The following is a 23,974-nucleotide window of genomic DNA, read 5'->3' on the forward strand; positions in this document are numbered from 1 at the left end:
GGGCACTACTCCGGGCTGTCCCCGAGGTCCGCCAGCAGGGTGCGCATCACCTCGACGAGCGCCGTCCGCTGCGCCTCGTCGAGGCCCGCCAGCATGCGGTACTCGGTGGCGAGGTGGTCGGGCAGCGCGCGGTCGATCAGGTCCCGGCCCTCGGGGGTGAGGGCGACCTCGCGGCTACGGCCGTCCTGGTCGCTGCGGGCGCGGGTGACCAGTCCGCGCGCCTCCAGTCGGTCCAGCCGCTGGGTGATGGCGCCGGAGGTGACCATCGCGGACCGCATCAGGCCGGTGGGGGTGAGGCGGTAGGGCGGGCCGCTGCGCCTGAGGGTGGCGAGGACGTCGAAGGAGGCGGCGTCCAGCCCGTGCTCGGCGAAGGTGCGGTTGAGCGCCGTGTCCACCAGCCGGTAGAGGCGTTTGAGCCGGCCGAACACCTCCATCGGGGAGACGTCCAGGTCGGGGCGCTCGGTGCCCCATTGCGCGACGACGCGGTCCACATGATCTGCCACGGGTTCAGGGTAGGCGATCCCGACCACATTCCTTAGCGCTGAGGTAACCGTGAGCCACGTCACTCACTCGATGCGGCGAAGAATGCCTTAGCGCTGAGATACATTGCCTTAGTGCTAAGAAATCGCCTCGCCCTCGTCCTGGTGACGGCCCTCGCCCCGGCGGTCTGGGGCACGACCTACCTGGTCACCACCGAACTCCTGCCGCCCGGACGCCCGCTGCTCGCCGCCGTCATCCGCTGCCTGCCCGCCGGACTCCTCCTGATCGCCCTCACCCGCCGCCTGCCGCAGGGCAGTTGGTGGTGGCGCTCGCTGATCCTCGGCGCGCTGAACATCGGGGTGTTCCAGGCGCTGCTGTTCATCGCCGCCTACCGCCTGCCCGGTGGCATCGCCGCCACCGTCGGCGCCGTCCAACCCCTGGTCACCGCCGGGCTCTCGGCCCTGGTCCTCGGCGACCGGCTCACCCCGCGCACCGTGCTGGCCGGGATCGCGGGCGTCGCCGGCGTCAGCCTGCTGGTACTGCGGGCCGACGCCGAGCCGGACGCGGTCGGGGTGGCCGCCGCGCTCGGCGGTGCCGTGGTGATGGCCGCCGGCATCGTCCTCTCCAAGCGCTGGGCCTCCCCCGCCCCGATGCTCGCCACCACCGGCTGGCAGCTCACCGCCGGCGGACTGCTGCTGGTGCCGGTCACGCTCCTCACCGAGGGCGCCCCACCGTCCCACTACAGCCTCGCCAACGTGCTCGGCTACACCTACCTCTGCCTGATCGGCGCGGCCGTCACCTACGTGCTCTGGTTCCGCGGGCTCCGCGCCCTGCCGCCGACCTCGGTCTCCTTCCTCGCCCTGCTCAGCCCGGTCGTCGCCACCCTGCTCGGCTGGCTGGCGCTCGGCCAGGACCTCAGCCCGCTCCAGGCGCTCGGCGCCCTGGTCGTGCTCGGCTCGCTGCTCGCCGCCCAGATCCAACGGCCGCGCACCGCACCGGAGTCCGCGCCCGGAGCCGGGCCGACGGCCGCCCCGCGGCCCGTCCGCGAGAACGCCTGACCCCGCCCTGCCCCACCCTTCCCACCCCTTTCCCACCACCTCCAGGGAGTACCCCATGCGCATCACCGTGTTCGGCGCCACCGGCAACGTCGGCCGCCGGGTCGTGGCCGAGGCCCTGTCCCGCGGCCACCACGTCACCGCCGTCGTACGGGACCCGGCGAAGCCGCACGACCTGCCGCCCGCCGTCACCCTGGTCGTCGGCGACGCCCGGGCGCCCGAGGACGTCGCCCGGATCGCGGCCGGACAGGACGCGGTGGTCACCGCCACCCGCCCGGTGCCCGGCAGCGAGCACGAGCTGGCCATCGCCACCAAGGGCCTGCTCGCCGGGATCGCCGGCACCGGCGTGCGGCTGCTGGCCGTCGGCGGCGCGGGCAGCCTGCTCGTCCCGGGCGGCGGCGGGACCACGCTGGTCGACAGCCCCGGCTTCCCCGACGCGATCCGGCCCATCGCCCTGGCCTGCGGCGAGCAGCTCGACCTCTACCGCGCCGCCGGCCCGGACACCGACTGGACGTACCTGAGCCCGGCCGCGCTGCTGGAGCCCGGCGTGCGCACCGGCCGCTTCCGGACCGGCCGCGACGAGCTGCTGGTCGACGCCGACGGCACCTCGGCGATCTCCATGGAGGACCTCGCCGTCGCACTCCTCGACGAGACCGAGCGGCCCGCCCACCACCGGTCCCGCTTCACCGCCGCCTACTGACCACCTGCCCATCCACCCGACCACCCGAGGCCCTGGCACCCCCGCCCCGGCGGGGGTGTACTCAGCACCACCCCGAAGACGGCAGTGGGGGTGATCGATCGTCAGGCCGGGGCCGGACATGATCGTTCCTGTGACCGAGACCGTGACCAAGACCCCGGCCCAGAACCAGAACCAGACCCGGAGCAAGGCCGGGAGCCGGCCCGCCGAGACCGCCCCGCGGCGCGCCCGGCGCAGCCGCCGTGCCGTGCTGGCCGTCGCCGCCGCTGTGCTGGCCGGCCTGGCGGCGCCCGCCACCGCGGGGGCCGCCACCGGGCGTGACCCCGGCGACGCCGACCCGGCGCCCGCCCGGTACACCCACCAGAGCCTGAACTGGCAGCCCTGCGCCCAGCAGCCCGCGCTGGACTGCGCCGCCATGACCGCCCCGCGCGACTGGCACCACCCCGGCGTCGGGGCCGACCTGACCATCGCCGTCTCCCGGCACCGCGCCACCGACCCGGCCAAGCGCAAGGGCACCCTGCTGATGGCGGCCGGCGGCCCCGGCGGCTCGGGCCTGCTGCGCCCGGCCGGGCTGGCCGGCGCCGCCCCGGCGCTCGGCGCCGCGTACGACGTCGTCGGCTTCGACCAGCGCGGGGTCGGCGAGAGCACCAAGGCGGTCTGCCAGACCCCGGAGGAGTTCCAGGAGTTCCTGGCCGGCGACTACCGCGACCAGTCCCCCGCCGCGATCGACCGGGTCATCGCCAACTCGAAGAAGCTGGTCGCCGGTTGCCAGGAGCGCAGCGGGGACCTCCTCCCCTACCTGACCACCGAGCAGACGGCCCACGACATCGACCTGTTCCGCGGCCTGCTCGGCGAGCGCAGGCTCAGCTACTACGGCCCGTCCTACGCCTCCATGATCGGCGCCTACTACGGGACGCTCTTCCCGCACCGGGTCGAACGGATGGTGCTGGACAGCAACATCGGCTTCGACGGCACCTGGGAGGCCTTCGAGCTGGGCCAGCCGATGAGCTTCCAGCGCCGCTTCGACGAGGACTTCGTGCCCTGGCTCGCGGCCCGGGACGCCACCTACCACTGGGGCGCCACGCCGGAGCAGGTGCGGGCGCACTGGGAGCAGCGGCGGGCCGCGCTGCACGACTCCCCCATCGTCGAGGGCCCGGTGACGATCGGCCCGAACCAGCTGGACAGCCTCACCATGTCGGCGATCTACCGGGCGGCCAACTTCCCCGACCTGGCCGGGATCCTGGCCACCGTCGACGACTGGCAGGGCGCCGCGCCGGCGACCAGGGCGGCGGCCGCGAAGGCCTTCAACAGCTACCTCAGCCCGGAGTTCCTCGCCGAGTACTTCGCGGTGACCTGCAACGACACCCCGTGGACCAGGGACCTGGGCAGCTGGATCGAGCGCGGCGCCGAGAACACCGCCCGCTGGCCGCTGGCCGGGGCCCGGACGCTCGCCTTCAGCGCGGTCTGCGCCGCCTGGCCGGTCGCCCCGGCGCCCAAGGTCACGGTGACCGGCGCCCACCTGCCGACCACGCTGATGCTCAACTCGGTGCACGATCCGGCGACCTACTACGAGGCGGCGCTCGGCGCCCACCGCGCGCTGCGCGGCTCCAGGCTGGTCACCGTCACCGGGAGCGGCGACCACGGCCAGTACCCCACGTCCAACACCTGCGTCAGCGCGGTGGTCGAGCGCTACCTGCTGGACGGCACCGCACCGGGGCGCGACCTCACCTGCCCCTCCCCGCAGGCCGGTTGAGACCGGCCGCCCGGTCAGTTCCGGGGCCGCGCCCGCAGTCTGCCCCGGAGCCAGGCGAAGCCGACGGCCAGCCCGGCGAACCCTCCGACGGCGAGCTTGATCCCGGCCTTGGCGACGATCCAGCCGACCCACGGGACGCCCCACCCCAGCCAGTGGAACACGGCCAGCAGGACCGCGGCGCCGAACAGCGCCGCGAGCAGGGTGACCACGACGGCGGCGGCCCGTGAGAGCTCCCGCGGGCCGTCGGCGTGCTCCCCCGCGGCCGTGCCGTCCGGGTCGGCGGTCGGGTCCTTCGTCATCTCGTTCGTACCCCCCTCGGTCATGAGGGCGATGATACGGCGTCAGCGGTAGGCGTGGTGGGTGTCCCCGACGTGCTCGCCGGTCTCGTCGTCGGGGAAGCTGACGGCCATGGTGACGCGGTACTCGTGGACGTCCTCGCGGTGTCCCGGCACCCGCGCCCAGGCCAGCGAGTGCACCTCGGCCTCGGGGGCCTGCCGGCACCAGGCGGCGGCCTCCTCCAGGACGCCGGCGGGGGACCGCCCGGTGCACACCACGGCGGTGTACGCGGCGACCGCGACGTCCCCACCGGAGCGGCGGGTGCGCGACACCGCCCGGACGGCCGCGGCGGCCTGGGTCAGGTCACGGGCCAGGTCGTCCACCACCCGAGGGGGAGCCGGCAGGACGACCGTCCCCTCGGCGAGGGTCTCCGGCAGGTTCGGGCTCACGGTCTGGACCTCCATCCGCATCATCACGCGGCACAGCATGCCGGGCAGTCATTCCTGGCATGCCCATTTTCACCAGAACGTCACCCGTCCAGGGCCGAGTCGGGGTCGCGCCCTGGCGTCCCGACGTCCTTCCTGGTAGAGGCGCCACCGACGCCCTCCGACGTTCCAGCAGGTCAGCAGGGGCGGCAGCGGGCGGCGCCGGGGGGCCCGAAACGCCGCGGACGCACCACCCCCGTGCCCCGAACCGCCGGTCCGGCGCCCGGGAGCGCCCGTCCCACCGGTGTTGGCCCCTCGGTCAACTCTCCGTACCGGAACGGGAGTTGCCGCCGGGTCGCGGTCGGGAAGCGGAAGGCGGCACAGGCGGCCGGACGGCACGGCGCCCGGCCGCACCCCCGCTGAGGTGCCGAGTTAACCCCTCGGAGGGCTCCGGTCCGCCTCCCGGTCACCCTGTCCCTGTCAGATCGTCGTGATACTAATCGTGGCGGCGGCGGGCCCGGTCCTCGGCTGGACGGGCACGATGACGACAGCTCAACCGTTCCGGAAGGGTCCGGACGGCAACGGGGAGGGGCAGCGGATGACGGTGCGGATCGGCAAGGCCAAGGACGGGCGGAAGGTCCGGATAGGCAAGCGGGTCACGGGGACGGCGGCGGCCTTCGCCGCGCTGGCCGCGCTGACCGGCTCTCAGGTGACGGGCATCGGGCTCGCCCCGGCCGCGGTCGCCGACGCCGGTCCGGCGAACGGCGCCGCCGATCAGGGCGCCGGCCGCTACCTGCCCGGCGGCGGCCCCTCGACGGACCTCCCCGGCACCTTCGGCACCGGCGTGCCGGCCGACGGCGGCGGCACCGTCCAGCTCCCGCAGCCTCCCGGCACCCTGCCCGGCCTGCCCTCGGCCGGCCCGTTCGCGGCCACCGGCCCCGCGCTGCCCGCCACCGTGCTCGCCGCCTACCGCCAGGCCGAGGCCTCGCTGGCGCAGCGCTCGCCGGGCTGCCACCTGCCGTGGCAGCTGCTCGCCGCGATCGGCCAGGTCGAGTCCGGCCAGGCCAACGGCGGCCAGGTGGACGCCGCCGGCACGACGCTGACGCCGATCCTCGGCCCGGCCCTGGACGGCAACGGCTTCGCCGCGATACCCGACAGCGACGGCGGCCGCTACGACGGCGACGCCCGCTGGGACCGCGCCGTCGGGCCGATGCAGTTCATCCCCTCCACCTGGGCCTCCTGGGGCGTGGACGCCAACGGCGACGGCAAAGCCGACCCGAACAACATCTTCGACGCCGCCGAGAGCGCCGGCCGCTACCTGTGCGCGGGCGGACGCGACCTCGCCGACCCGGCGCAGCTCGACCGGGCGATACTCAGCTACAACAACTCCGGCGAGTACCTGCGGACGGTGCGCAACTGGATGGCGCACTACGGCAGCGGCACGGTGACCACCGTCCCGAACCGTCCGGGCTCCCCGGTGCCGCCCGCCCCACTGCCCTCGCCGTACCTCCCGGGCCTGCCCACCGGCGGTTCGGGCACGGGCACCGGCGGCACGCCCACCACGGAGCCGCAGCCGCCCGCACCGGTCACGCCGACGCCGGACCAGTCGCCGAGCCCCCAGCCGACGACGACCCCGAGCGCCACCGCCACGCCCACGCCCGGCGGTTCGACCTCGCCGTCGGCGACGCCGACGACCACCCCGAGCGGCGGCGCCTCCCCGACGGCGACGCCGACCGGCACGCCCACCACCACTCCGACCGGTACGCCCACGGGCACCCCGACCGGTACGCCCACCAGCTGCCCGGACCCGACGGCCACCCCCACCGGCACGCCCACCCCGACGGGCTCCCCCTCCCCGGCCGCCACGCCCACCGGCACCCCGACGGCGACGCCCCTCCCGGGCTGCCCCACCCCCACCCCGACCGCGACGGACACCCCGAGCGGCGCGCCCAGCACCACTCCCAGCGCCGCCTTCTCGCCGTCGGCCGCCCCGACGAAGTGAGCAAAGGGGCGCGGTTCCTCCTGAGGAACCGCGCCCCGCTCAACCGGCGCTGCCGGTCACTGCCTCACGGCCGCGCCGTTGTCCGCCCCGACCACCCGGAAGCGCCGGGCGACGGCCGGCGTTCACCGAACCACGGCCCGCCCCGATCAACGGATTCCTCCCCGCGCGCAACGGCCCCGGCCGGGCTCCGGCGCCGCGACGTCCACTGACGCCGGCAGCGCCGGGCACCCGCCGCAGCGAATCAGAGGTGCTTGACCAGCTCCGGCATCAAGTCCTGGAAGGTCCGCCCGCTGGCCGGCTGGCCGATCGCGGTCATCTGCCAACCCGTGGCCGTGCGCTGCACCTTGGCCATGACCTGGGCGGTGTACGGGCCGCCGGCGGTGAGCGTGTAGCGGGCCAGCTCGACGCCGGTGGTCTCGTCCACCAGCCGGCAGAAGGCCGCCTCGACCTCCTGGAAGGTCTGCCCGGTGAAGGAGTTGACGGTGAAGACGATCTGGTCGACCTCGGCGGAGACGGCGGTCAGGTCGACCGTGATCGACTCGTCGTCGGTCGCGTCGCCCGCGCCGCCGACCAGGTTGTCCCCGCTGTGCCGGACCGAGCCGTCGTTGCTGTTGAGGTGCTGGAAGAACACCACGTCCACCGGACGCCCCTGGGCGAACAGCACCGCCGAGGCGTCCAGGTCGATCTCCCGGCCGGCGGCGAGCAGCTTGGCGAAGAAGCCCTTGCGCTCCGCCGCCTTCCAGCCGAGGCCCATCCGGACCAGGCTCAGTTGTCCACCGCCCGGCTTCTCCAGGCTGATCTTCTGTCCCTTGGCCAGCGAAACGCTCATCGCGTCCTCCTCGTTCTGCCACCGCCCGTGCCGCGAATCTACAGCACTGTAGAGAATTTATGATCATCGACGGCGCCCTGCGAGCACCCCTACCCCGAACTCCCCCGGACCTCACCCCGACAACGGTCCGCACACTGAGGGAACCGGCGGTCAGACGTCTGGCGTAGCCGTGGACCGCGACCGGACGACCGGGGCGGCGCACGGTCTAGGGTCGGCCCCGGGACCGCCGCCGGCAACCACGGCGCGCCGTCCGCGCACCGATCGCCGTACGCCACGATCCACCGTGCCCACGACCCACCGTGTTCACCACTCGCAGTGCCCACGATCCACCGTGCTCACCACTCGCAGTGCTCACGACCGTTCCCGGGCCAGGCCGACCCGCGCCGGCCCGCTCACGCTGGGGGGACCACCATGCCCGAGCAGCACGAAGGAACCGAACAGCACACCACCCCCGAACGCCCGGGGGGATCCCGCCTCGGCCGCCGCAGACTGCTCCGGGCCGGCCTCGGCGCCGGCGGCGCGCTGGCCACCGTCCGGCTGCTGAACGGCGGCGCCGCCTGGGCCGCCGGGCCGCCGCCCGCACCGGCCGCGGCCGAGGACTACGGAAACTCGGAGTACCAGGGCCAGTGGCCCACCTCCCACCTGGCCGCCGCCCCCGGGACCGCCGCGCAGACCTGGCCGGACTGGGCCCGCTACGCCCGCATCGCCGACGGCACCTTCAACGAGCCCGCCGACATGCAGAGCGCCGTGGACGCCCTCAAGGCGCAGGAGGTCAGCGTCATCGAGCTGGACACCCTGCTCTCCGACTGGCTCACCGACGCCCAGTTCGCCGCGCACATGGCCGAGGTGAAGCAGTTCACCGGCCTGGCCCACGCCGCCGGCCTCAAGGTCGTCATGTACTACCCGTCGCTGGAGCTGATCTCCCCCGGCGGTGAGAAGGGCCGCTCCTTCTACAAGAACGACCAGGGCAAGAACTGGGTCCAGCGCGACCTCGCCGGCAAGCCCAACGTGTTCTACGGCAGCGTGGTGGTCTGGGTCGACCCGGGCGACGAGAGCGTCTGGCTCAGCCCCAACTCGCCCTGGCGGGACTACTACCTCAAGCGGATCAAGGGCGTGGCCGCGACCGGCGTGGACGGCATCTGGCCGGACGTCCCGATCTACTTCGACGGCGTGCAGTCCTGGTGCGACGCCTCCACCTGGGGCGCCGCCGCGTTCAAGGCCGACACCGGCCTCGCCCTGCCCACGGCCGCGAACTTCGCCGACCCGGTTTTCCGCCGCTACGTCGAGTGGCGCCACCGCAACCTGCTCCAGTTCCAGCTGGACATCGCCGACGCGGGCCGCTCGGTCAACCCCGACCTGGTCACCTTCGTCGAGACCGTGTCGATGGACTACCGCTACGCCACCTCGATCGGCCTGGACGGCGGCTACCTGCGCCAGGCCCCCGGCGCGGTCAGCCAGGTCTGGGAGGTGGACATCCTCGGCAACTACGACGGCATGCGGCACGCCACCGCCTCCGACTGGGTCTGCCTGATCTCCATGTACAAGTACGCCCGCGCCGCCAGCGGCACCAAGCCGGCCTGGGCGTTCTCCTACGGCTGGCAGGCCGACGACGCCTCGCTGGTGATGTCCCAGCTGATCGCGGCCGGCTGCAACCCGTACGAGGTGAAGACCCCGTTCAAGAACGACACCGTGGACGCCGCGATGCGCACCCGGATGTACCGCTTCGTGCGCACCAACCAGACGAAGCTCTACGACCCGGCCTCGATCGCGCAGGTCGGCGTCTACCACTCGGCGCCGTCCCGGGACTACGTGGCCCCGGGCGAGGGCAACGGGATGTACGTCAACGCCAAGGCCCCGGCCGGGATCGCCGACTGGTGGGGCGGCGACGACCCGCAGATGAGCTGCGCCTCGCTCCCCTGGCTCGGCGAGTTCCGGGGAACCGTCAAGGCACTGGTCTACGCCCACGTCCCGTTCGACACGGTGTCCAGCCCCGGCCTGACCGCCGACGACCTGGCCCGGTTCAAGGTGCTGCTGCTGCCCAACCTCCAGGCGGTCTCGGACACCGAGGCGGCGCTGCTGCGCGGCTTCGTCTCGGCCGGCGGAACCATCGTGATCACCGGCCCGGCACCCACCGCGCTGGACGAACTCGGCGGCCAGCGCACCGAGTTCGCGCTCTCCGACGTGCTCGGCCTGCGCAAGGCCGACCCGCTTCCCACCGGCAAGCGGAACTCCTACGGCAGCGGAAGCTGTTGGTACGTCAAGGCACTGCCCGGGCTGAGCTACCTCACCAAGACCGACCAGGCCTCGGCGGACCAGCTGCTCACCGCCGTCCAGCAGGCCGCCCCGCCGGCGGTCACCCTCGCCGGGGACCGCCGGATCTTCCTGGACGCCCGGCGGCTCGGCGCCGACACCGTCGTCCACCTGGTGAACTTCACCAACTTCGGCGACACCCCGGCGGCGTTCCGCAGCGCACCCGCCAACTGCACGCTCTCCTACGCCCTCCCGGCCGGGGCGGGCGTCACCGCCGTCACCGCCGCGAGCCCGGACGGCACCGACCCGGCGCCCAAGGCCGTCCCGTACACCGTCACCGGCGCGACGGTCAGCGTGCCGCTGACCGTCGCCCAGTACTCGGTGGTGACGATCACCACCGCCTAGCGGTTTCCAGGGGCCTGGATGCGCCAGAGGGCGGCGGGGTTGGCCTCGCCGCCCGGGGCGGACTCGAAGGCGATCCACTGCCCGTCCGGGGACCAGCTCGGCGCGCCGTCGTAGGCGGTGTCGTCGCGGGTCACCCGGACGGGAGTGCCGCCGCCCGCGTCCACCACGAAGACCTGGGCGTTCGGCAGGTCGCCGAGGTTGGAGGAGAAGACCAGGAAGCGGCCGTCCGGGGACCAGCTCGGGTCGGTGTGCTCGCCCGGCGCGTCGGTGACCCGCCGCAGTCCGCCGCCGTCCGCGTCCACCGTCCACAGCGACCAGTCCTCGCGGCCCGCGCTCCGCCGCTGGAAGACGATCCGGTCGCCCTTCGGGGACCAGTTCGGCTGCCGGTTGTCGGATCCGGTGCCCCGGCCGTCCACCAGCAGGACGGGCGCGCCGCCGCCGCGGCGGACCTTCCAGAGCGAGTCCTGCTCGGCCGCGTCGCCGTGCACCGCGGCGTGCTCCGGCTCCCAGCTCTGCTGGAAGACGATCCACTCGCCGTCCGGGGAGAAGCTCGGTTCGCTGTAACCGCTGCCGTCGGCGTGGCTGGTCACCCGCTCGGGGGCGCCGCCCGGCTTCATCAGCCAGACCTCGTCGTGCCCGGACTCCCGGTCGGTGGCGAAGGCGAAGGCGTCGGCGGCGGCGTTCCAGCTGCTGCCGGGGAGGTTGACGGCCGCCTTGTCGGGATCCTCCAACACCGTGCGCGGCGCGCCACCGTCCAGGGGCAGGATGCCGAGGGCGGCGGCGCCCTTGTTGTAGCCCCCGCTGAACTCGGTCAGCAGCACCGAGCGGCCGTCCGGGGCGAACGCCGGGTTCTGCGCGCTGTGGCCGCCCCCGGCGCGGTAGAGCAGCCGGGCACCGTCGGCGCGGCGCTCGGCCCCACTCGGGGAGGTGCCGCTCGGGGCCGCGCCGGTCGGGGCCGCGCCGGTCGACGACCCGCCGGCCGACGGCGCACCCGTCGGTCCGGGCGCCGGCTCCTCCTCGGAACCGGAGCCCGAGCTGCCGCAGCCGGCCAGGAGCACGGCGGCAGCCAAGACCGCCGGGAGCATGCGAGTCCTCATGCCCCACAAGCTAGTTGACGAGTCGTCAGTTGTCGTACGCCGCCAGGCGGATCAGGGCGCAGCCGTCCGGCAGGCCCCGCCGGCGCCCCCGCCCGTCAACCGCCGCTCCAGCCGCACCAGCGCGTCCACCGCGACCCGGCTGCCCGGGCCGCCCTCGTTCGCCTCGGCGCCCTCGACGCGCTCGGCGCTCTCGGCGCCCGCAGCGCCCTTGTGGCCCGGCTCGCCGCCGACCGTCCGGTGCACCCGCTCGGCGCGGACGGTGCGCAGCCCGCGGTCGGCGAGGTCCGCCAGGACGTCCTCCGGGGTGAAGAGCACGGCCGGGTCCTGCGGGCCGCCGACCCCCTCGGTGAGGTTGCTCAGGTCGTGCCCGATGACCAGCAGGGTGCCGCCGGGGCTGAGCGCGTCGGCGGCGCGGCGCAGCGCGGCCCGGCGCTCCGCGGCGGGGATCTGCAGGTAGGCGACCAGGACGAGGTCGTAGCCGGCGGCGGGGGCCTCGTAGGCGCGGGCGTCGCCGTGGCGCCAGGTGAGCCGGTCGGCGACCTCGTCGGGCAGCTCGGCGGTGAGCCGTTCGGCGCGCTCCAGGGCGACGGCGGAGAAGTCCAGTCCGGTGACCTCCCAGCCCTGGGCGGCCAGCCAGATCGCGTTGCGGCCCTCTCCGGCGGCCAGGTCCAGCGCGTGGCCGGGAGTGCGCCCGGCCAGTTCGCGGACCACCCACCGGTTGGGCGCGGCACCCCACACCAGCTCGCTCGCGGCGTAGCGGTCGTCCCAGTCCTGGCTGTCCATCGCGCGTCCTCCGTTCGACGGGCCTGCTCGTACCGGCCAACCTACCGGGCCGCCGCCGCCCCGGCAGGGAACGGTCCAGCGGGCGGACACCCTTGACGGCGAATATTGGTCCAGTCCAATCTGTTCAGTCGTGACGTGCACGGGTCGGCCGCCCGTCGCGTCCGCACTCCGCTCGTCCGCACACCGCTCGTCAGCACGCGTCACCAGCCCGTGCGCCCCCACCGCGCCCGGGCCGGCTCCCCTCGGCCCGTCCCGGGCCACCGCACCGCCGGAACCCCCCACACATCCGGAGGACCCACCGCATGCACGACCGCGTCACGCCCGCACGGCCCGCCCACCCCGCCGGGGAGCGCGCCGACCGCCGGGCCGCCCAGCGCAGAAGAGCCACCGCACTGGCCCTGGCCGCCACGCTGACCACCAGCGGCGCCGCCATCGCCCTCACCTTCGGTTCCGCCTCGGCCGCCCCGGTCAACCTGCTGGCCAACGGCGACTTCGAGACCGGCACCCTGGCCGGCTGGACCTGCTCCAACGGCTCGGTCGTCACCACCCCGGTGCACGGCGGGAGCCGCGCGCTCGCCGGCGCCGCCTCGGCCGGCGACACCGCGCAGTGCCAGCAGACCGTCACCGTCCAGCCGAACACCACGTACACCCTGGCCGGCTGGGTGCAGGGCAGCTACGTCTACCTGGGCGCCACCGGCACCGGCGTCAACTCCTCGGCCTGGACGCCGGGCGCGACCGGCTGGAACCAGCTGAGCACCACCTTCACCACCGGCGCCACCACCACCTCCGTCACGGTCTTCACCCACGGCTGGTACGGCACCGGCACCTACTACGCGGACGACCTCACGCTGACCGGCCCGGCCGGCCCCACCTCGTCCACCAGCCCGACGGCCACCGGCAGCCCGACCGCCACGGCCAGCCCGACGGCCACCGCGAGCCCCACCGCCACCGGCAGCCCCACCGGGAGCCCGACGGCGACCGGCAGCCCGACGGGCACCCCCACGACCACCACCCCGACCCCGACGGCCACCGCGAGCGGCCCGGCCGGGGACGGCAAGGTCACCACCCCGACCGGCTTCGCGGTCACCAGGACCACCTCCAACGCGGTGGTGCTCACCTGGCAGCCGTCCACCCTCACCAGCGGCGACGGCCCGGTCGCCTACAAGGTGTGGTCCAACGGCCAGCTGGTCGCCACCTCGATGGGCACCTCCGTCGCGGTCAGCTCGCTGCTGCCGGGCAGGAGCTACACCTTCAGCGTCCAGGGCTACTCCGGCAGCCACGCCTCCGCCCAGTCCGCGCCGGTGAGCACCACGACCGCGGCCGCCCCCGCCCAGCAGCCGATCCGCTCCGCCTACTTCGACCAGTGGGGCGTCTACGAGAACGCGTACAACGCCAAGAACGTCGACACCAGCGGCGCGGCGGGCAAGCTGGACGTCGTCCACTACGCGTTCGCCAACATCGACCCGACGAAGTTCACCTGCTTCCAGGCGGTGAAGGCCTCCGACTCGGCCAACGAGTCCAACCCGAACGCCGGTGACGGCGCGGGCGACGCCTACGCCGACTACCAGGCCGACTACAGCTCCGCCACCAGCGTGGACGGCAGCAGCGACACCTGGGAGCAGCCGCTCAAGGGCAACTTCAACCAGCTGCGCCAGCTGAAGGCCAAGTACCCGAACCTGCGGTTCACCATCTCGATCGGCGGCTGGACGTACTCCAAGTACTTCTCCGACGCGGCGGCCACCGACTCCTCCCGCAAGGCCTTCGTCTCCTCGTGCGTCGACATGTTCCTCAAGGGGAACCTGCCGACCGGCGTGGCCGGTGACGCCTCCGGCGGCGCGGCCTCGGCGGCGGGCCTCTTCGACGGCGTGGACCTCGACTGGGAGTACCCGGGCTCGGCCGGCGGCCACACCGGCAACCACTACTCCGCGGCCGACAAGCAGAACTACACCCTGCTGCTCAAGGAGTTCCGCACCCAGCTGGACGCCCTCGGCGCCGCCCAGGGCAAGCGCTACCTGCTGACCGCCGCACTGCCCAGCGGCCAGGACAAGGTCGCCCAGCTGGAGACCGACAAGATCGGCGCCTACCTGGACTACGCGGACGTGATGTCCTACGACATGCACGGCGCGTGGGACGCCACCGGCCCGACCAACCACCAGGACCCGCTGCACGACAGCCCGGCCGACCCGACCACGCCGATCACCCCGGGCACCCGCAAGTACAACGTGGACACCACGCTCGCCGCGTACACCACCGGCCTGCCCGAGTACGGCATCCCCGGCGGCTTCCCCGCGAACAAGATCGTGCTGGGCATCCCGTTCTACTGGCGCGGCTGGACCGGCGTCCCGGCCGGCTCCAACTACGGCCTGTACCAGAGCGCGACCGGCCCGACGGCGAAGAAGCCGCTGAGCCAGGAGGCCGGCCTGGCCGCCTGGAAGGAGCTCAACCCGACCGCGGCCCAGACCCACTGGGACCCGGTCACCGAGAGCAGCTGGGTCTACGACGGCACCAACTTCTGGACCGGTGACACCCCGCAGGCCGTCCAGGCGCGCGGGGCCTATGCCAAGGCCAAGGGCCTGGGCGGGCTGTTCGCCTTCTCCCTGGAGAACGACGACGCCTCCGGCACCATGCTCAACTCGATGGACAGCAGCCTTCGCTGACGTTTCGTCATGCTTCGTCAGGAATGAGCGATGGCCCGCGCGGAGACTCCGCGCGGGCCATCCGCGGTCTTCCCGTCCCGGGCTCGGCCATCGCGACCCGGCCGGCCGCGGCTCAGCGCGGCGGCACCGGGTCCGCCCCGCCCGCGCCCGGGCGGCAGCGCAGCAGCCGCCCGGCGGTCAGCCGGGCCCCGCGCAGCGCACCGTGCCGGTGCAGCGCCCGCACCGCGTAGGTCGAGCAGGACGGCGTGTACGGGCAGCAGGCCGGACGGCGGGGGCTGACCTCGGCGCGGTAGTAGCGCACCGCGCCGTACAGCACCCCGGCCGCGAACCCGCGCGGGGCTGGGGCGGACGGATCGGCCGCCCGGCGACCGCGCGCCCCGGTGAGGGCGAACCGGACGCCGGAGGCCATCATCACCGGGATCAGGGCGATCAGGCAGGGGTCGGCGAACTCGCAGCAGCCGTCGACGCAGCAGTCCGCGCCCTCGTCCCGGGCGCGCTTGCGCCGCTGGGCCTTGGCGTGGTCCTCCTTGCGGTAGCGCTCCCGGTAGTCCTCCCAGGCCCGCCGCTGCTTCTTCCGCCGGAGCCGTTCCGAGGCGGGCAGCCACCACCAGGCGCGCTCCGGGCGGGCCGGCGGGAAGTGGGCGCCGAGATCCGGCGTCGGGTCGGACACTGCTGACGATCTCCTCGTTCTCTCCGCCGGGGGCCGACCCCCGACGATCCGGGCAAGATTATCCGAAGATCATCTGCCCGGATCCGCCCGGCGGCCGGCGGCCCGCAAGCAGCGGCCCGCGACCGGCGAGCAGCGGCCGGAGACCGGCTCAGCCGCCGAGGTTGAGCGAGGGGAAGAGGTCCTCGAACGGCTGGGTGGTCACCGAGACGCTCCGGGAGAAGGGGTTGTCGAAGTCCCAGATCATGAACAGCAGGAAGGCGATCAGCACGCTGAAGCAGAGCGCCAGGGTCAACTCCCTCGGCGTGCGCCGGATCTGGAGCGCGAAGAGCATGCCGACGGTCACCACCGCACCCCCGATCAGGCCGAACCAGACCACCCCGGGCATCGTCGGCCCGGCGTTCTGTCCGCGCGAGTTGCGGGACTCGGACGCCTGGCTGACCCGGTCCATGATCGGCTGGTAGCCCTGCGACTCCAGGTCGGAGGCGGGCGAGCGGGTGGCGATGTCGTTCTGGAGCTTCTGGAGCAGCTGGTCGCCCTTCTCGGTGATGCCACCGGTCTCCTGCATGTAGGACCACTCGGTGTTCACCACGTACGAGACGTAGGTGTCCACGTCGGCCCGGACCTGGTCGCGGAACTCCGCCGGGTAGATCACCGCACGGTCGCTGATCTCGCGCAGCGACTGCGCCTCGCGGAACAGGTCGTCCTGGGCGGCGCCGCGCGCCTCCCAGACACCCGCGATGGCGAGACCGAGGACGATCGCGTAGACCACCCCGATCATCATCGTGATGTACTCGATGACATCCGGGGTCTCGTCGGCACTCTCCTCGATCGGTCGGCGCTGCCTCAGCACCACCACCGCCATCACGACGGCACAGGCCGACGCCATGGCGATGATCAACGCCACCCACTCGGACATGGGAACTCCCTTCTCTGGCTTGGCTTGTGACGGAACGGAAAGCTCAAGGGGGCGGCCCCCGACCGCTTCGGCCCGCTCGGGTTCGGTTCGGTTCGGGACCGGGCGGTAGGACGGGCCCCCGCCGACCGGGAACCGGTCGGCGGGCCGTCAGGGGACGGTCAGGACGGGCCCGAACGGCCGCCGCGTCCTCGGCCACCACGGCCCGGGCGCGGGGCCGCCGCCGCGAGCACACCGGGGACCATGATCACCAGCAGCATGGTGGTCATCGAGGTGCCCTGGTGCTGCCGGGCCATGGGCGCGGGCTTCGCCCTGGGGGCGTGGAACACCGGCTGCGCCGACGGGGTCGGCCACAGCGGGCTCGGACGGGCCGAACTCGGCGAGGCCGCGGGGCTGGGGGCCGCCGGACCGGGCGCGGCCGGGCTCGGGACCGCCGGCGCGGGAGCCGCCGAAACGGGGAGCGGCGGGGCCTGTGCGGGGGCGGGCGCCGCCGGGGCCGGGGTCGCCGGCGCGGGGGCGGCCGGGGAGGGCCCCGGTGCGGGTGCCGACGGCGGCACGGAGGGCGGGACCGAAGGAGCCGGGGACGCCGAAGGTGCGGGCGACGCGGGCGACGGGCTGGGGGACGGCGTCGGGCTGGGGGACGGCGTCGGGCTGGGGGACGGTGAGGTCGGCGACGACGTGGCGGTAGGGCTCGGACTCGGGCTCGCGCTCGGCGTGGGACTCGGGCTCGCGCTCGGACTCGGCGTGGGACTCGGGCTCGCGCTCGGACTCGGCGTGGGGCTCGGAGTCGGCGACGGCGTGGGAGTCGGCGACGGCGTGGCGGTCGGTGTGGGGGTGCGGGTCGGAGTCCGAGTTGGCGTCGGAGTGGGCGTCGGGCTGGGCGTGTGGGTGAGGGTCGGCGTCGGGCTCGGTGTGGGCTTCGGGCTCGGACTGGGGCTCGGGCACGGATGGTGGTGGTGATGGTGATGGTGGTGCCAGCCGTGGTCGCCGTACTCGTCGTCGCTGTACCCGTCGTCGTACTCGTCGTCATCGCCGTCGTCGTGGCCCGGCCCGAGCTGCCCGGGGCCACCCTGCCCCTCGACCGGCCGTCCGGGCTCGCTCCGCAGCCCCGCCGGACGCGAGGGCGAGGAGAAGGGCGGCGAGGACAAGGACGGCGCCGAGACGGACGGTGCCGGGACGTGCGCCGAGGGGAACTGGGGCGAGGGGAAGTGCGGCGCGGTGGGCTTCGGGGCGGGCTTGGGTGTGCGGCAGGGGTGGTGCCCGTGCGGGGGCTTGGGCCCGTGGTGCCCCGGACCGACGCCCGGCGCGGCGCCGACGCCGACCTGGACGTCCACGTCCACGTCCACGCCGACGGTCACCTGTCCGCCCGGCCGCACCGACATCGAGAGGTCGGTCTCGTCGCACACGCAGATGTCCACCACCGGGCCGTGCGGGTACCCCCCGGGATGCCCGGCGCCGGACGCGGTCGCACCGCCGACCAGCGCGCAGATCGCGACCACGCCGGCCGCCGCGCCGATCAGCCGTACCCGCCGTCCGGGGGCCGCACCCCCAGCGACGCCGGACGGTATCCGGCAGATCTGCCGACGCTGGGGCATGGGCTCCACACACCTCTCGGATCGTCCGGGGAGGACGGAACGGGCTCGGGCCGACCGGCCGCGAAGGAACGGGCAAGACGGGCAGAACGGGCGGAAAGGTCGAGTACGGTCGCGTTCCCGACGGAAGTTCCATCGGGTACGACCAGAAGTGATCAGACACGGTCAGGCGGACGGCCCGCCTTCAGGGGGCGGGCCGTCCGTCATCAGGTCAAACGATCATCGAGCCGACCGGTAACGGCCCGCGCTCACCGTTCTGCGCGCTCAGCTGCGGCGGTGGGCGATCTCCACGTTCTCCAGCACGCCGACCGCGTCCGGCACCAGGATGGCGGCCGAGTAGTAGGCGCTGACCAGGTACGAGATGATCGCCTTCTCGTCGATGCCCATGAAGCGGACCGACAGCGAGGGCTGGTACTCGTCCGGGAGGCCGGTCTGGTGCAGGCCGATGACGCCCTGGTTGTCCTCACCGGTACGGATCACCAGGATCGAGCTGGTGTTCTCCTTGGTGATCGGGATCTTGTTGCACGGCAGGATCGGCACCCCGCGCCAGGCCGGCACCTGCTGCCCGCCGAGGTCGACGTGGGTGGGGTACAGCCCGCGGGCGTTGAACTCCCGGCCGATCGCGGCGATGGTCCGCGGGTGGGCGAGCAGGTAGTCGGGGTCGCGGCGACGGTTGAGCAGCTCGTCCAGGTCGTCCGGGGTGGGCGGGCCGGAGTGGGTCTGGATGCGCTGGTCGAAGTCGGCGTTGTTGAGCAGGCCGAACTCCGGGTTGTTGACGATCTCGTGCTCCTGGCGCTCGCGCAGGGCCTCGATCGTCAGCCGCAGCTGGTGCTCGGTCTGGTTCATCGGCTGGTTGTACAGGTCCGCGACGCGGGTGTGGACCTTCAGGACGGTCTGCGCGACGCTCAGCTCGTACTCGCGCGGCTTGAGCTCGTAGTCCACGAAGGCGCCGGGCAGCTCGTACTCGCCGTGGTGGCCGGCCGACATGGCGATCTCGGCCTCGCCGCGCTCGTTCTGCGCCTGGAGCGGCAGGGCCAGGAAGCCCTGGAGGTGCTCCTGGAGGCTGGGCGCGTTGTCCCGGATGGCGGCGAAGTCCGCCCGGGTCAGCGTCAGGGCGACACCGGAGGTGGCGGTCTTGGCCGTGAACTCCCAGACGGCGTCCGGGTTCAGCAGCGCGTCGTCACCGAAGCGGTCGCCGTCGCCGGCCACGCCGACCACGGTGTCGTCGCCGTACTTGCCGGTGCCGATCTTGTTGATCTTGCCGTGCGCGATCAGGAAGATCTTGTCGGCGGCCTCGCCCTGGGTGGTGAGCACCTCGCCGGGGCCGAAGTCCCGCTGCTGGCAGCGGTCGGCCAGGGCGGTGAGGACGTCCTCGTCCTCGTAGCCGCGCAGCAGGGCCAGCTCGCCCAGCTCGGCCGGGATCACCCGGACCTGGGAGCCGGTCTTGATGAACTCCACCACCCCGTTGCCCACGGCGTAGGTGAGCCGACGGTTGACGCGGTAGGCGCCACCGGCCGCCTGGACCCAGGGGAGCACCTTGAGCAGCCAGCGGGAGGTGATCTCCTGCATCTGCGGTGCGGACTTGGTCGTGGTGGCAAGGTTCCGGGCAGCAGCCGTCGCAAGGCTCTGCTGCTTGGCCTGCACTGCCTCCGGGCTCGTGTCCACGGTCATCGGCAGGGCTCTCCATTCCTGTGATCGGGTCACACGTCCAGGGGCACAGCGGCCCGCCCTGACGCATGCCATGACGGATCATCAGATCCGTTTATCGGTGGGGGCGTTGGCGATTTACGCGAGAAGGCGACCACCGTCTCCCGGCGGCCCACCCGGAACCCTAGATCATCAGGACCCGACGGAGCCCGAACGAAGGCTCACTACCCCCCGATAGGGTGAATCTTGCCCGGTCCGCCCCCATCTCCCCGCAAACTCCGGGAACATCCGTTCGCCCCGGCGATCCCCCTGCGGCCAACGGCCTTTCCACCCCGGTCGGGGCCCTGCCGGACGGCCCGGAGACCACCGTCCGGCGTCAACCCGACGCACCGTCCCGGCGGTTCGGACACCCGCGCGCCGCCGGGCTCCGACCGCCGCTCCCTGCGGCCGACCACGGGAAACGCGAACGGCCCGTCAGGTACCGGCACGGGGGAGGCCAGCACCTGACGGGTGAACGGGGGGTGTGCGGTGGGCGTCTGCGCCGGAGAGGACGGTGCGCGCCTGTGGTGCTCCGCCGATGACACCGGTGGGCCGGTCGGACCATTCGGGTCAGGCGGGTCATTCGGGTCAGGCGGACCAGGCCGGTGACCAGGCCGGTGACCAGGCCGGTGAGGCAGGCCGGTCGGGGCGGGCGGGTCAGGCGCAGGCGACCTGGGTGCCAGGGATGCCGACGATGCCCGAGTTGTTGGCCTCACCGCCCTTGTACTCGTAGTACAGGTAGGAGTAGAGGTCGATCCGGGTGCCGGGACCGCAGGCCGAATCGGGGGCGACGGCGTACGTCACCGTGAAGGCGCTGCTGGCACCGGGGGCGAGTGGGACGTTGTAGCGGGCGATGCCGCCGTGGACGTTGTCACTGCACCCGTTGGTCTGGGTGCCGCAGGCGGTCGCGGTGAACTTCAGCCCGGTCTCCAGACTCGTGGCGTAGGTCTCCTGGACACTCTGGTAGACGAACTGGATCGGGGTGTCGTACGGGTTGGTGAGCGTCAGGGTGACGGTGAACTCGCTCCCCCGGACCGTCGTCTGCTTGTCGGAGACGGCCGTGAGGGGCAGTTGTCCGTCGGCCCGGGCGGCAGGGGCGGCGGAGAGGAGCAGACCGACGACGAGGGCCGGACACGCGGCGAGCGCGGCGCGACGCGGATGTGTTCTGCGCATGACCAAGGAGCGTAGGCCCCGCCTCCGCCGGGGTTGTGCTCCTCGGCCCGGGTCCGTACCGACGCAGGAGCGGCGAGCGGACACCCCGCACCGGCCGCTCTCGTTCCGCCCCCACGGGCGCACCCGGGGGCCTATCCTTCGCCGCTGCTCCCGAGGGCGGCCCTCACCCGCACGGCGGCAGGATGTCGCAGAGCGCGCCGAGCGCCGCCGGGTAGGCGTGGTCCGGCGGCGTGGCGTAGCCCACCACCAGGCCGTCGACGGCGGGCATCGCCTCCTCCCCGACCGCCGGGTGCCGGTAGTCGGCGAGCCCCTCGACGGCCAGGCCCCGGTAGGCGGCGGCCTTGAGCACCGAGCGCTCGGTGCCCGGCTCCAGGCGCAGCACCGCGTGCAGGCCGGCCGCGATGCCGGACACCTCGACGTGCGGGGCGCGGGCCGCGAGGGCGGCCACCAGCTCGTCCCGGCGCTCGCGGTAGCGGCGGCGCATCCGGCGCACGTGCCGGTCGTAGCCGCCGGAGTCGATGAACTCGGCGAGGGTCAGCTGGTCGAGGGCGCTGACCCAGCCCTCGCGCTCGCCCTTGGCGGCGAGCGCCCGGTCCACCAGGTGGTCGGGCAGCACCATCCAGCCGAGCCGCAGCGCGGGGGTGAGGCTCTTGCTGGCGCTGCCGAGGTAGACCACCCGTTCGGGGTCGAGCCCCTGGAGGGCGCCGACCGGCTGGCGGTCGTAGCGGAACTCCCCGTCGTAGTCGTCCTCCAGGACCAGCCCGCCGCGCCCGCGCGCCCAGTCCACCACGGCGGCGCGGCGGCCCGGGTGCAGCGGGCCGCCGGTGGGGAACTGGTGGGCGGGGGTGAGCAGCGCCGTCCGGACGTCCGGGTGGTTCGCCAACTCGCCGGTCCGGGCGCCCCGTTCGTCGATCGGCAGCGGAACGGTGGTGACGCCGGCGGCGGCCAGCAGCCCGCGGTGGAAGCCCAGCCCGTACGCCTCGACGGCCAGCGGGCCGTGCTCGGCGGGCGGCAGGACGGGCGCGGCACCGTCGAAGAGCAGCCGCAGCGCGTGGGCGAAGCCCGAGCACACCACGATCCGGTCGGGGTCGGTGCGCACGCCCCGGGCGCGGGCGAGGTAGTCGGCGAGGACGGTGCGCAGTTCGCGCCGGCCCTGGGGGTCGCCGGGTCCGAACGCCTCGTTGGGGGCGGCGGTGAGGGCCCGGCGGGCGGCGGCGAGCCAGGCGGTGCGCGGGAAGGAGGAGGCGTCGGGCTGGCCCTGGCGCAGGTCGTGGGTGGGGCCGGGGCGGCGGGAGGGCCGGCGGGCCCGGCCGCTCGGGACGGGCTCGGCGCGTTCGGCGACGGTGGTGCCGGAGCCCTGCCGGGCGGTGAGCCAGCCCTCGGCGACGAGTTCGGCGTAGGCCTCGGCGGCGGTGTTGCGGGCCAGGCCGAGGTCGGTGGCGAGGGCGCGGTAGGGCGGCAGCCGGGTGCCGGGGGCCAGTCTGCCGCTGCGGATCGCCTCGCGCAGGGCCGTCATCAGCGCGGCACGCCGGCCCCCGGTGGCGGGGAGGTCGAGGTGCAGGTCACTGCCGGTCGGGTGGGCGGGCTCGGAGGGGTGCGTGCCCCGCGTGTCCGTCATGGTCACGCACCCTACCGGCCGCCGCTCCGGCCCCCTTCGGGCGGCTACCCGGCCCCGGATCGGGCACGCGCCTCAGGCCCGGGGCACGCAGCTCAGGGCACGCACCTCAGGCTGGGGGCATGCGCCTACGGGACGACGGTGACCGGCCAGCGGCCCGCCTTGACCAGCCGGACCGCCACCGAACCGATCACCTTGTGCCCGGCCTGCTCGGAGACGCCGACCACCACGGCGTCGGCACGCAGCTCGTCCGCGAGCTTGGCGAGGCCGGTGTACGGGTCGCCGCGCATGGTCAGGAAGCGCCACTCCACCTTCCACACCTCGCGCACCCGGTGCTCGGCCTCGCGCAGGGCGGCCAGCAGCTCCTCGGCGATCTCCTGGGTGGTCTCCTCCACCACGGCTCCGGCCAGGGCGGTCGCGGCGCCGAGGATCGGCTGGACGTACGCCACCGCGAGGACGGCGCCCTGCCGGCGGGCCAGTCCGGCGGCGTAGGCGGTGGCGCGCCAGGAGGAGTCGGAGCCGTCCAGGCCGGCCAGCACCACGCTGGGGCCGTCGGTGCCCAGCTCGAAGCCCGCGGGCGCGGCCGCGGCCTCGTGCTCCTCGGCGCCGATCGGCACCCCCGCCGCGGCGGCCCTTCCCGCACCGGCGTCGGCCGCCCCTCCCGCACCGGCGGCCGCCTCTCCCGCGTCCGCCGTGTCCGCTGCATCGCTGTCGTTGCTCATGGGGCCGAGGCTATGCCCGCCACCGGGAGTGACGGCAGGGGGCACTCCGGGTGAGGGCTGTGGCGCGGGCCACCCGGGCGGGCGGCCGCGGCGGCGGAACCGGCACCGGCGGCTGGCCGACCGTCACACGCTGTCGACCGTGTGGGCGGCCTCACACCGGTTCCGGGGCGGGTTCGGAGTGGCGCGGGCCACTTCCCGGGGCTTTTTGATCTTGGAAATGGTGGCAAATCGGGCGAAATCGCCATATTTCCTTGATCCTTACGCGCGGTAACACCCCTCTGACGTGGCTAAACCTTCGGATCCTTGAAACCGCCCCGTCCACCCCCGTAACTTCGAACCCGTTGCACCGAGCGATCCGCTCCGGCCGGGCCAACCGCCCCCGGGCAGAACGGTGCAGGACCACGCGAGTGACGTGTCCCCGAAACCGACGGCCTTCCGAGGGCCTGGTTCCGCGCGCTCGCAGACCCCTCCGAAAGGAACTCCATGACCTTCCGTAACGAGACCGCCGCTGCCACCACCACTGCCACCCCGAAGCGCCGCAACCGCGTCCGGATGGCTCTGATGGCCGGGGCGATCACCGCCCTGCCCGTGGCCGGCCTCGTCACGGCCACCAGCGCCTCCGCCGCGCCGGCCACGGTCTGGGACAAGGTCGCCGCCTGCGAGGCGACCGGCAACTGGGCCATCAACTCCGGCAACGGCTTCTACGGCGGCCTGCAGTTCACCCAGAGCACCTGGGCCGCCTTCGGTGGCACCTCCTACGCCGCGCAGGCCCACCAGGCCAGCAAGGACCAGCAGATCGCCATCGGCGAGAAGGTCCTCGCCGCCCAGGGCCCCGGCGCCTGGCCGGTCTGCTCCGTCAAGGCCGGTCTGAGCAAGTAAGACGTAGGCCACGAG

19 protein-coding genes and 1 pseudogene are annotated in these 23,974 nt (G+C 74.0%); 8 read left to right on the forward strand and 12 right to left on the reverse strand.

The genetic code is table 11. The annotated features are described in order from the left end of the window. Window positions 1-5 precede the first annotated feature (5 nt). Window positions 6-503 (reverse strand): MarR family winged helix-turn-helix transcriptional regulator, encoded by a 498-nt coding sequence (locus ACFU7Z_RS12225; protein ID WP_375873748.1) that lies wholly within the window; start codon window positions 501-503, stop codon window positions 6-8. Between the two features lie 111 nt (window positions 504-614). Between ACFU7Z_RS12225 and ACFU7Z_RS12230 the strand changes: the two genes are divergently transcribed. From ACFU7Z_RS12230 to ACFU7Z_RS12240, 3 genes are all read left to right on the forward strand, one after another. Beyond that, window positions 615-1,538 (forward strand): EamA family transporter, encoded by a 924-nt coding sequence (locus ACFU7Z_RS12230; protein ID WP_380777465.1) that lies wholly within the window; start codon window positions 615-617, stop codon window positions 1,536-1,538. A gap of 55 nt (window positions 1,539-1,593) precedes the next feature. After that, window positions 1,594-2,235: an NAD(P)-dependent oxidoreductase gene (locus ACFU7Z_RS12235; RefSeq protein ID WP_380777466.1), complete on the forward strand. Its 642-nt coding sequence runs from the start codon at window positions 1,594-1,596 to the stop codon at window positions 2,233-2,235. Window positions 2,236-2,365: 130 nt separating this feature from the next. Then, window positions 2,366-3,985, forward strand: coding sequence for an alpha/beta hydrolase (locus ACFU7Z_RS12240; RefSeq protein ID WP_380777467.1), 1,620 nt, complete (start codon window positions 2,366-2,368; stop codon window positions 3,983-3,985). A gap of 14 nt (window positions 3,986-3,999) precedes the next feature. On the opposite strand, the gene ACFU7Z_RS12245 is transcribed toward ACFU7Z_RS12240, so the two are convergent. Continuing rightward, window positions 4,000-4,308: a hypothetical protein gene (locus ACFU7Z_RS12245; RefSeq protein ID WP_380777468.1), complete on the reverse strand. Its 309-nt coding sequence runs from the start codon at window positions 4,306-4,308 to the stop codon at window positions 4,000-4,002. 18 nt (window positions 4,309-4,326) lie between these two features. Beyond that, a complete protein-coding gene (locus ACFU7Z_RS12250; RefSeq protein WP_143204668.1) occupies window positions 4,327-4,737 on the reverse strand; it encodes a hypothetical protein in 411 nt (136 codons plus the stop codon). A gap of 490 nt (window positions 4,738-5,227) precedes the next feature. On the opposite strand from ACFU7Z_RS12250, the gene ACFU7Z_RS12255 reads away from it, so the two are divergent. Beyond that, the gene (locus tag ACFU7Z_RS12255; protein WP_310593228.1) at window positions 5,228-6,688 is read left to right on the forward strand and encodes a lytic transglycosylase domain-containing protein; all 1,461 of its coding nucleotides are present in this window, start codon (window positions 5,228-5,230) and stop codon (window positions 6,686-6,688) included. A gap of 241 nt (window positions 6,689-6,929) precedes the next feature. Here ACFU7Z_RS12255 and ACFU7Z_RS12260 read toward each other — a convergent pair whose 3' ends face one another. Continuing rightward, the gene (locus tag ACFU7Z_RS12260; RefSeq protein ID WP_049656177.1) at window positions 6,930-7,517 is read right to left on the reverse strand and encodes a TerD family protein; all 588 of its coding nucleotides are present in this window, start codon (window positions 7,515-7,517) and stop codon (window positions 6,930-6,932) included. Window positions 7,518-7,928: 411 nt separating this feature from the next. Between ACFU7Z_RS12260 and ACFU7Z_RS12265 the strand changes: the two genes are divergently transcribed. Then, window positions 7,929-10,172 carry a hypothetical protein gene (locus ACFU7Z_RS12265; protein ID WP_380777469.1) on the forward strand — a complete coding sequence of 748 codons (2,244 nt, stop codon included), beginning with the start codon at window positions 7,929-7,931 and terminating at the stop codon, window positions 10,170-10,172. Here ACFU7Z_RS12265 and ACFU7Z_RS12270 read toward each other — a convergent pair. After that, on the reverse strand, window positions 10,169-11,269 hold the full coding sequence (locus ACFU7Z_RS12270; RefSeq protein ID WP_380777470.1) for a hypothetical protein: 1,101 nt from the start codon (window positions 11,267-11,269) through the stop codon (window positions 10,169-10,171). The two genes, ACFU7Z_RS12265 and ACFU7Z_RS12270, sit on opposite strands and share 4 nt — an antisense overlap. Window positions 11,270-11,320: 51 nt before the next feature. Continuing rightward, window positions 11,321-12,052: a class I SAM-dependent methyltransferase gene (locus ACFU7Z_RS12275; protein ID WP_380777471.1), complete on the reverse strand. Its 732-nt coding sequence runs from the start codon at window positions 12,050-12,052 to the stop codon at window positions 11,321-11,323. Window positions 12,053-12,354: 302 nt separating this feature from the next. Between ACFU7Z_RS12275 and ACFU7Z_RS12280 the strand changes: the two genes are divergently transcribed. Beyond that, entirely contained in the window at window positions 12,355-14,709 is a 2,355-nt protein-coding gene (locus ACFU7Z_RS12280) for a glycosyl hydrolase family 18 protein (protein WP_380777472.1), read from the forward strand. Between the two features lie 112 nt (window positions 14,710-14,821). Here ACFU7Z_RS12280 and yidD read toward each other — a convergent pair whose 3' ends face one another. After that, window positions 14,822-15,379 carry a membrane protein insertion efficiency factor YidD gene (yidD, locus tag ACFU7Z_RS12285; RefSeq protein ID WP_259317003.1) on the reverse strand — a complete coding sequence of 186 codons (558 nt, stop codon included), beginning with the start codon at window positions 15,377-15,379 and terminating at the stop codon, window positions 14,822-14,824. Window positions 15,380-15,527: 148 nt separating this feature from the next. Further along, on the reverse strand, window positions 15,528-16,295 hold the full coding sequence (locus ACFU7Z_RS12290; protein WP_049660896.1) for a DUF4239 domain-containing protein: 768 nt from the start codon (window positions 16,293-16,295) through the stop codon (window positions 15,528-15,530). 240 nt (window positions 16,296-16,535) lie between these two features. On the opposite strand from ACFU7Z_RS12290, the gene ACFU7Z_RS12295 reads away from it, so the two are divergent. Beyond that, complete coding sequence (locus ACFU7Z_RS12295) at window positions 16,536-17,252, forward strand: hypothetical protein (protein WP_380777473.1); 717 nt, start codon at window positions 16,536-16,538, stop codon at window positions 17,250-17,252. Window positions 17,253-18,148: 896 nt separating this feature from the next. On the opposite strand, the gene ACFU7Z_RS12300 is transcribed toward ACFU7Z_RS12295, so the two are convergent. From ACFU7Z_RS12300 to ACFU7Z_RS12315, 4 genes are all read right to left on the reverse strand, one after another. Further along, on the reverse strand, window positions 18,149-19,555 hold the full coding sequence (locus tag ACFU7Z_RS12300; RefSeq protein ID WP_074004908.1) for a family 2B encapsulin nanocompartment shell protein: 1,407 nt from the start codon (window positions 19,553-19,555) through the stop codon (window positions 18,149-18,151). Between the two features lie 672 nt (window positions 19,556-20,227). Continuing rightward, complete coding sequence (locus ACFU7Z_RS12305; RefSeq protein ID WP_380777474.1) at window positions 20,228-20,743, reverse strand: hypothetical protein; 516 nt, start codon at window positions 20,741-20,743, stop codon at window positions 20,228-20,230. A 163-nt stretch (window positions 20,744-20,906) separates the two neighbouring features. Further along, on the reverse strand, window positions 20,907-22,361 hold the full coding sequence (locus ACFU7Z_RS12310; protein WP_380777475.1) for a PLP-dependent aminotransferase family protein: 1,455 nt from the start codon (window positions 22,359-22,361) through the stop codon (window positions 20,907-20,909). Window positions 22,362-22,486: 125 nt separating this feature from the next. Continuing rightward, window positions 22,487-23,080, reverse strand: coding sequence for a universal stress protein (locus ACFU7Z_RS12315; RefSeq protein WP_079272610.1), 594 nt, complete (start codon window positions 23,078-23,080; stop codon window positions 22,487-22,489). 483 nt (window positions 23,081-23,563) lie between these two features. On the opposite strand from ACFU7Z_RS12315, the pseudogene ACFU7Z_RS12320 reads away from it, so the two are divergent. Continuing rightward, window positions 23,564-23,956 (forward strand): annotated as a pseudogene (locus tag ACFU7Z_RS12320) (transglycosylase family protein); the annotation flags it as partial. Window positions 23,957-23,974 lie beyond the last annotated feature (18 nt).

Origin of the sequence: Kitasatospora sp. NPDC057518, assembly GCF_042802075.1 — a bacterium.
Taxonomy (GTDB): Bacteria; Actinomycetota; Actinomycetes; order Streptomycetales; family Streptomycetaceae; genus Kitasatospora.